Here is a 6,792-nt window from a genome sequence, read left to right on the forward strand (position 1 = left end):
CTTTCAAGAGAGTGAAATTTTTTTCATAAATTGAGTCCGAATCCCGCAATTGTCAAGCGCGATTTACGTGAGGTTAACTGTTTGCTTTGCGCGGTGGATTTTGCCTGACAATGAAATTAATTGCTTATGGGTATTGCGGCGTCCTGGCGTTTGCGATCAATATTCGGTCAAAGCTCCCGCCACTGCGCAGGGGGCAGGGAACAGCAGAGCATTATCGAAACGGAGGACGAGCGGATGACGGCATCCTGGAGATTTTCGACCCTGGCGGATCGCCACCGAGCGCTCGGTTCGAAGCTCGAAGACTGGAGCGGCATGGGAACCGCCTGGACCTACGACAAGGATGCCGACGAGGAGTACATCGCCATCCGCACCAAGGCTGGCCTGATGGATGTCTCCGGCCTCAAGAAGGTGCACATCACCGGGCCGCATGCTTCACACCTGATCGACCTGGCGACGACGCGCGACGTCGAAAAGATCTACCCCGGCAAGTCGGCCTATGCCTGCATGCTGAACGAGGCGGGAAAATTCACCGACGATTGCATCCTCTACCGCACCGGCCCCAATGCCTGGATGGTCGTACATGGTTCGGGCACCGGCCATGAGGAGTTGCAGCGTGCTTCGGTAGGGCGCGACGTATCGCTGCGTTTCGACGACAATCTGCACGATCTGTCGCTGCAGGGGCCAACCGCCGTCGACTATCTGGCCACGCATGTGCCGGGGATTCGCGACCTCAACTATTTCCATCATATGCAGACGCAACTGTTCGGCTTGCCCGTCATGATCTCGCGCACCGGCTATACCGGCGAGCGCGGCTACGAAATCTTCTGCCGCGGCCAGGATGCCGGCACGATCTGGGACAGGATCCTCGACGAGGGCAAGAGCGCCGGCATCATTCCGTGCCGCTTCACCACCCTCGACATGCTGCGGGTGGAAAGCTATTTGCTGTTCTACCCCTACGACAATTCGCAGAAATACCCGTTCGAGAACGAAGGACCCGGCGACACGCTGTGGGAGCTCGGCCTCGACTTCACCGTCAGCCCCGGAAAGACCGGCTTTCGCGGCGCCGAGGAGCATTATCGCCTCAAGGGTAAGGAGCGCTTCAAGATCTACGGCGTTCTGCTCGACGGCAAGGAGCCGGCCGATGAGGGTGCGCCGGTCTATCGCGACGGCAAGAAGGTGGGCGTGGTGACCTGCGCCATGTATTCGCCGCTGGTCGAGAAATCGATGGGCATCGCCCGCCTCGACGTAGACTGCGCGGTCAAGGACACCAAGCTCGAAATCCGCAACAGGAGCGGCGCCATCAAGGCCACCGCCCAGCCATTGCCATTCGACGATCCCAAGAAGACCAAGCGCACGGCGAAAGGTTGAGGCATAGTCGACGGCGAGGGGTTCGAGCAATTCCAGGAAAAGTGTGAAACGGTTTTCCGTCCGGAATTGCGTCAAAGCAAAGAGATAGAGCGGTCCGCCGTTTCTATGAAACGGTGAAGCGCTCGAAGGCACGAAGACTTAAATGGCAGCCAAAAGCATCATCAGCCGGCCTGTTTACGGAACCTTGTCTCCGCAGCCCGGCAAGCATCATCTTTTTATCGCGGATGCGGAAGGGGCGCTGGCGATAGCGGAGATGGCCGGGAGGGCGCCGCCCGGGTTTTTCGACGACGCCGAAATCGTCTTCATTCCCGGGCCTGACGGCAAACACACCGCAGCCCTCGAAGCGCTGAGACCGGTGCAGTTTCATCTGTCGCCATCCTTCGCCAGCCTGCTGCCACGGCTTAGGCAGACACTGGCAAATGCGCATATGGGCCTGCGCCTCTATCTCGCCGGCACTGAGGGCCTGATCGGCCAGGCGATGCAGGTGGCGCTTGAAGCCGGCATCGACCACACTTCGATCCAGACCGAGCACCGCGGTTCGCTGGCGCGGCGCATGCAATGCGTCCACTGCAAGGGCATCACCGAGAATGTGACGACGCAGCCGGCGACCTGCGCGCATTGCGGCCTGCTGCTTCTGGTGCGCGATCATTATTCCAGGCGCATCGCGGCGTTCCAGGGCGTCTGCATCAACGCCGAGGATCGCAGCGAGATTCCTCCGATGGAGGAGGTTTTCCGATGAGCACCGGAACCACAAAACTCGATGTCGTGGTCAGCGACGTCGTCCCGGTCAACGACCTCGTCACCCGCTTCCATTTCCGCCGGCGCGACGGCGAGTTGCTGCCGACCTTTTCCGGCGGCGCCCATGTCGTGGTCGAGATGCGCGACGGCGAACGCACCAGGCTCAACCCCTATTCGCTGATGGGCTCGCCGCTCGACACGCGCGAATACACGATCTCGGTGCGCCGCGACGATGTCGGCCGCGGCGGCTCGCTGTTCATGCACCGGAACGTCAAGCCCGGCATGGAGATGGTGGTCAGCTATCCCGTCAATCTGTTCTCGCTCGACCTGCGCGCCAAAAAACATCTGATGCTGGCCGGCGGCATCGGCATCACGCCGTTCATGGCGCAGACCGCTCAGCTTGCGGCGGAAGGCGGCAATTTCGAACTGCACTACACCTGCCGCACCGCATCGCTCGGCACCTATGCCGATGTGCTGCGCGAGCGCTACGACCGCCGGGTCAGGCTCTATCATGACGACCTTGACGAGCGCATCGAACTCGACCGGCTGCTGTCGACGCAGCCGCTCGGCACGCATCTCTATGTCTGCGGCCCGGCCGGCATGATCAACTGGGTGCGTGATCGCGCGGCAAGCCTCGGTTGGCCATCGGAAACCGTGCATTTCGAGCATTTCGCGGCCCCCCAGCCTGGCCTGCCTTTCGACGTGACGCTTGCCGTCAGCGGCAAGACGATCCGCGTCGATGAGCAGCAGAGCCTGCTGGAAGCGATCGAAGCGGCCGGCGTCGATCCGCCCTATCTCTGCCGCGGCGGCGTCTGCGGCCAGTGCGAAACCAACGTCATCTCTTGCGACGGCAAGTTCATCCACAACGACCACTGGCTGAGCGAGGAAGAGCACCGTTCGGGCAAGAAGATCATGCCGTGCGTGTCGCGCTTCGAGGGCCGGTCGCTGGTCCTGGAGCGCTAGGAGGAAATCATGGGCATCACCTTTCGCAAGGAAACGTTCCGCGACGACTTCACCTTCAGGAACAGCCCTGAGCACATCAGGCGCTTCCCGTTTCCGTTCCACGAAGACGCCTACATGTATGCGGTCAACATCGAGCCGCATGTCGTCGGCCCCAAGGGCAGCGTGCTGGAAAACCTGATCGACGTCGACGAGCACTATGTCGCCGAGATGCAGGACCGCGCGCTGGTGCTGGCCGAGGACCCGCTGCGCTGCCAGTCGCTGCCGCACATGACGCTGGCCGGTTGGGACTTGCTGGAACTGCTGATGGAGCAGCAGGCGCTGGGCTATCCCGAGCATTTCACGCTGACCCGCGACGGCGACCGCTGGCGCTGGATCAACCGGCCGCTCGGCATCGATGACACCTTCACCTTCGGCGACACCTCGACGCTGCCTTACGGCCCGATGGAGTACATCACCCGCCAGAGCCAGGGCGACTTCTGCATCCTCGACCAGCGCGACGGCAATCTGTGGATGGATGCCGGCATGGTCACCACCCAAGCCGACTGGTCGCTCGATTTCGACATCGGCATGAACTTTTTCGAATGGCACGCGCCGGTGCCGCTGGCGCATGAGAAGGGGATTTTTGTCAGGGCGCTGAAATTCCTCACCAACATCCAGCAAGGCAAGCCGGCCAGGCGCCTGAACTGGACGATGACCATCAATCCGCGCCTCGACACCAGCCCCGAAAACTATCACAAATGGGGTCCGGACCGGGCTACGGTGACGCCGGAGAATGTCGGCGACAAAGTGCATCTGCGCGTCGAGCTGCAGAGTTTTTGGCGCCTGCCGCGCTCGAACGGCATCGTCTTTCCGATCCGCTGCTATCTGATCAAGATGGATGAGCTGGTGACGCAACCAAAATGGGCCCGGCGCCTGCACCGTGTCATCCGCGACCTACCCGACGAACTCGCCAACTACAAGGGCCTGACCCGATATAGGTCAACGTTGGTCGAGTGGCTGTCGAAGCTCGACGACGGCAGCCCGACGAGCCCTGGGTTCGGGCCGGATTGAGCGACGCCCGCGAAGCTGCCGATCTCCCCCTCGTGGGGGGAGATCGAGTCCCGCTCAACCCGCGCTCTGCGGATAGCAGATAATCGACAAATACCGCATCGGCAGTTTCGTCAGCTGTTCCGGCCCGTGCGGCGCGTCGGCGTCGAAGAACAGGCTGTCGCCGGGCTTCATCGGGTAGAGATTGCTGCCGTGCCGGTAAACGACCTCGCCCTCGAGCATATAGAGGAACTCCATGCCCTCATGCTGGAAGGTCGGAAACACGTCGGAATCCTCGGTCAGCGTGATCAAATAGGGCTCGACGACGACGCCGCTGGTATTGGAGCCGATATGGCCGAGCAGATTGTACTGGTGACCGGCGCGCGTGCCGCGGCGCTCGACATCGAGGCCTTGGCCGGCCTTGACGAAAACGGCGCTGCGCTCTTCCTCGAAGCGGCGGAAGAAGGCGGTGACCGGGACGCCGAGCGCCCGCGACAGCGCCTGCAAGGTGGTCAGTGACGGCGAGGTGATGCCATTCTCGATCTTCGACAGCATGCCCAGCGAAATGTCGGTGGCGACCGCCAGATCGGCGACGGTGATGCCGAGCTTCTTGCGGAAGGCGCGCACCTCGCGGCCGATCGCCACCTCCAGCACCTTTTCGCGCGTGTCGCGAATGGCATGCGGGTTCTGCGTCAGCGGCGCGCGGATGGTTTTCCCGTCGGCCGAGACCTTTGGCTGCGGCTTGGCCTTTGCACCGGCTGGACCAGCGTTGGAATCGGAAACCTTCTTCGCCATGTCGCCCCCGGCACTCCTGCGGATTTATTTGACTCTAGGTGAACATGTCAGGTGCCGATACAGCAGCGCAACTGCGACGGCAAGTCGCCTGAAAGCGCATGCGCACGATCCGGCGTTTGGCCGCGTCCGGTTTTTTGCGGGAAATCCACATCGGCGGAACGTTGTTTCCGCACCGGGCTGTTGACAGCACGAAAGGGCCAATTACTGTCCCTGTGAGTGAAATTTGTTTCGTAAGAGCAATTCCGGGAAAGCGCATAGCGCTTTCCCCTTGGGAGTTGCGTCAAGGCAAAAGTCGAAACCAGATCGGGAGGCCTGCCATGAAAAGTCGCGTTGCCGTCATCGGAGCCGGCCCATCCGGCCTGGCACAGCTCAGGGCCTTCAAATCGGCGGCCGACAAGGGCGCCGACATTCCCGAGATCGTCTGCTTCGAAAAGCAGTCGGACTGGGGCGGCCTGTGGAACTACACCTGGCGCACCGGTCTCGACGAGCATGGCGATCCGGTGCACGGTTCCATGTATCGCTATCTCTGGTCGAACGGACCAAAGGAATGCCTGGAATTCGCCGACTATACTTTCGAGGAGCACTTCGGCCGGCCGATCGGCTCCTATCCGCCGCGCGCCGTGCTGTGGGACTACATCAAGGGCCGCGTCGAGAAATCAGGCCTGCGCAAATGGGTGCGCTTCAACAGCCCGGTGCGCATGGTGACGTTTTCGGACGAGACGAAGAAATTCACCGTCACCGCGCATGACCGCACCAACGACGTCACTTATTCCGAAGAGTTCGACAATGTCGTCGTCGCCTCCGGGCATTTCTCGGTGCCCAACGTGCCCTATTTCGAGGGTTTCTCCACCTTCAATGGCCGCATCCTGCACAGCCATGATTTCCGCGACGCGATGGAGTTCAAGGGCAAGGATATCCTGATCATCGGCCGCTCCTATTCGGCCGAGGACATCGGCTCGCAATGCTACAAATACGGCGCCAAATCCATCACCTCCAGCTACCGCTCGAAGCCGATGGGTTTCAAATGGCCGGAGAATTGGAAAGAGGTGCCGCTGCTGCAGAAGGTCGTCGGCAAAACCGCGCATTTCAAGGATGGCACGACCAAGGATGTCGACGCCATCATCCTGTGCACCGGGTACCTGCATTCCTTCCCCTTCCTGACCGACGATCTGAAGCTCAAGACAGCCAACCGCATGTGGCCGCTCGATCTCTATGAAGGCGTCGTCTGGGAGAAGAACCCACAGCTTTCCTATATCGGCATGCAGGATCAGTTCTACACCTTCAATATGTTCGACGCGCAGGCCTGGTTTGCCCGCGACGTCATCATGGGCCGCATCAAGCTGCCCTCGGCCGAGGCGATGGCCGCTCACGGCGCGAAGTGGCGCGCGCGTGAGGAAACGCTGGAAGACGCCGAGCAGATGATCTGGTTCCAGGGCGACTACACCAAGGAATTGATGGACCAGACCGATTATCCCGGTTTCGACGTCGAGGCGGTCAACCAGACCTTCATGGAATGGGAACACCACAAGGGCGAAGACATTATGAGCTTCCGCGACCACGCCTACCGCTCGCTGATGACCGGCACCATGGCGCCGCTGCATCATACGCCGTGGCTGCAGGCGCTCGATGATTCGATGGAGAGCTATCTCGAGGTGAAGGGCGTTGCGGCGGAATAACGAGTGGGCTTGCCGTCAGGCAGGCGCCTCGACCCAGCCGTGGCGACTCTCGCCATAAACAGACTGCGTCGGCGCCGGAAATGCCGGGTCTCCGAAGCAGCCGACTGCGACGGCTACCGCTGCGGGTCTGCGTGACGGATACCAGAAGACCGTCGAGCCGCACGTTCCGCAGAAATGGAAGGTGACGGGAAAGCCGCTGTCGGAATCGCGTTGGAATGTCTGGAAT

At 61.3% G+C, this 6,792-nt stretch carries 7 protein-coding genes; 5 read left to right on the top strand and 2 right to left on the bottom strand.

The features are described 5' to 3' along the window. Positions 1-234: 234 nt before the first annotated feature. From EN914_RS18565 to EN914_RS18580, 4 genes are all read left to right on the top strand, one after another. Positions 235-1,368, top strand: a complete 1,134-nt coding sequence (locus tag EN914_RS18565; RefSeq protein ID WP_024502595.1) for an aminomethyltransferase family protein — start codon at positions 235-237, stop codon at positions 1,366-1,368. 142 nt (positions 1,369-1,510) lie between these two features. Further along, a complete protein-coding gene (locus EN914_RS18570) occupies positions 1,511-2,107 on the top strand; it encodes a dimethylamine monooxygenase subunit DmmA family protein (protein ID WP_024502596.1) in 597 nt (198 codons plus the stop codon). Beyond that, positions 2,104-3,069 (top strand): PDR/VanB family oxidoreductase, encoded by a 966-nt coding sequence (locus tag EN914_RS18575; protein ID WP_013532895.1) that lies wholly within the window; start codon positions 2,104-2,106, stop codon positions 3,067-3,069. Before EN914_RS18570 ends, EN914_RS18575 begins: the two co-directional genes overlap by 4 nt. Before the next feature lie 9 nt (positions 3,070-3,078). Continuing rightward, positions 3,079-4,119: a DUF3445 domain-containing protein gene (locus EN914_RS18580; protein ID WP_024502597.1), complete on the top strand. Its 1,041-nt coding sequence runs from the start codon at positions 3,079-3,081 to the stop codon at positions 4,117-4,119. Positions 4,120-4,173: 54 nt separating this feature from the next. Here EN914_RS18580 and EN914_RS18585 read toward each other — a convergent pair whose 3' ends face one another. Continuing rightward, positions 4,174-4,890 (bottom strand): XRE family transcriptional regulator, encoded by a 717-nt coding sequence (locus tag EN914_RS18585; RefSeq protein WP_024502598.1) that lies wholly within the window; start codon positions 4,888-4,890, stop codon positions 4,174-4,176. Positions 4,891-5,207: 317 nt separating this feature from the next. Here EN914_RS18585 and EN914_RS18590 point away from each other — a divergent pair, with 317 nt between their 5' ends. Then, entirely contained in the window at positions 5,208-6,566 is a 1,359-nt protein-coding gene (locus EN914_RS18590) for an NAD(P)-binding domain-containing protein (RefSeq protein ID WP_013532892.1), read from the top strand. A 15-nt stretch (positions 6,567-6,581) separates the two neighbouring features. Here the strand turns inward: EN914_RS18590 and EN914_RS18595 are convergent. Beyond that, positions 6,582-6,792 (bottom strand): GFA family protein (locus tag EN914_RS18595; protein WP_206527214.1); only part of this gene is annotated, 211 nt, incomplete at its 5' end.

The organism is Mesorhizobium sp. M7A.F.Ca.CA.001.08.2.1 (assembly GCF_003998455.1).
GTDB classification, from domain to species: domain Bacteria; phylum Pseudomonadota; class Alphaproteobacteria; order Rhizobiales; family Rhizobiaceae; genus Mesorhizobium; species Mesorhizobium ciceri.

Excerpts from the sequence above, each read along its gene's own strand:
- EN914_RS18565 (WP_024502595.1), top strand. The coding sequence starts at position 235 with ATGACGGCATCCTGGAGATTTTCGACCCTGGCGGATCGCCACCGAGCG.
- EN914_RS18570 (WP_024502596.1), top strand. The coding sequence starts at position 1,511 with ATGGCAGCCAAAAGCATCATCAGCCGGCCTGTTTACGGAACCTTGTCT.
- EN914_RS18575 (WP_013532895.1), top strand. The coding sequence starts at position 2,104 with ATGAGCACCGGAACCACAAAACTCGATGTCGTGGTCAGCGACGTCGTC.
- EN914_RS18580 (WP_024502597.1), top strand. The coding sequence starts at position 3,079 with ATGGGCATCACCTTTCGCAAGGAAACGTTCCGCGACGACTTCACCTTC.
- EN914_RS18585 (WP_024502598.1), bottom strand. The coding sequence starts at position 4,890 with ATGGCGAAGAAGGTTTCCGATTCCAACGCTGGTCCAGCCGGTGCAAAG.
- EN914_RS18590 (WP_013532892.1), top strand. The coding sequence starts at position 5,208 with ATGAAAAGTCGCGTTGCCGTCATCGGAGCCGGCCCATCCGGCCTGGCA.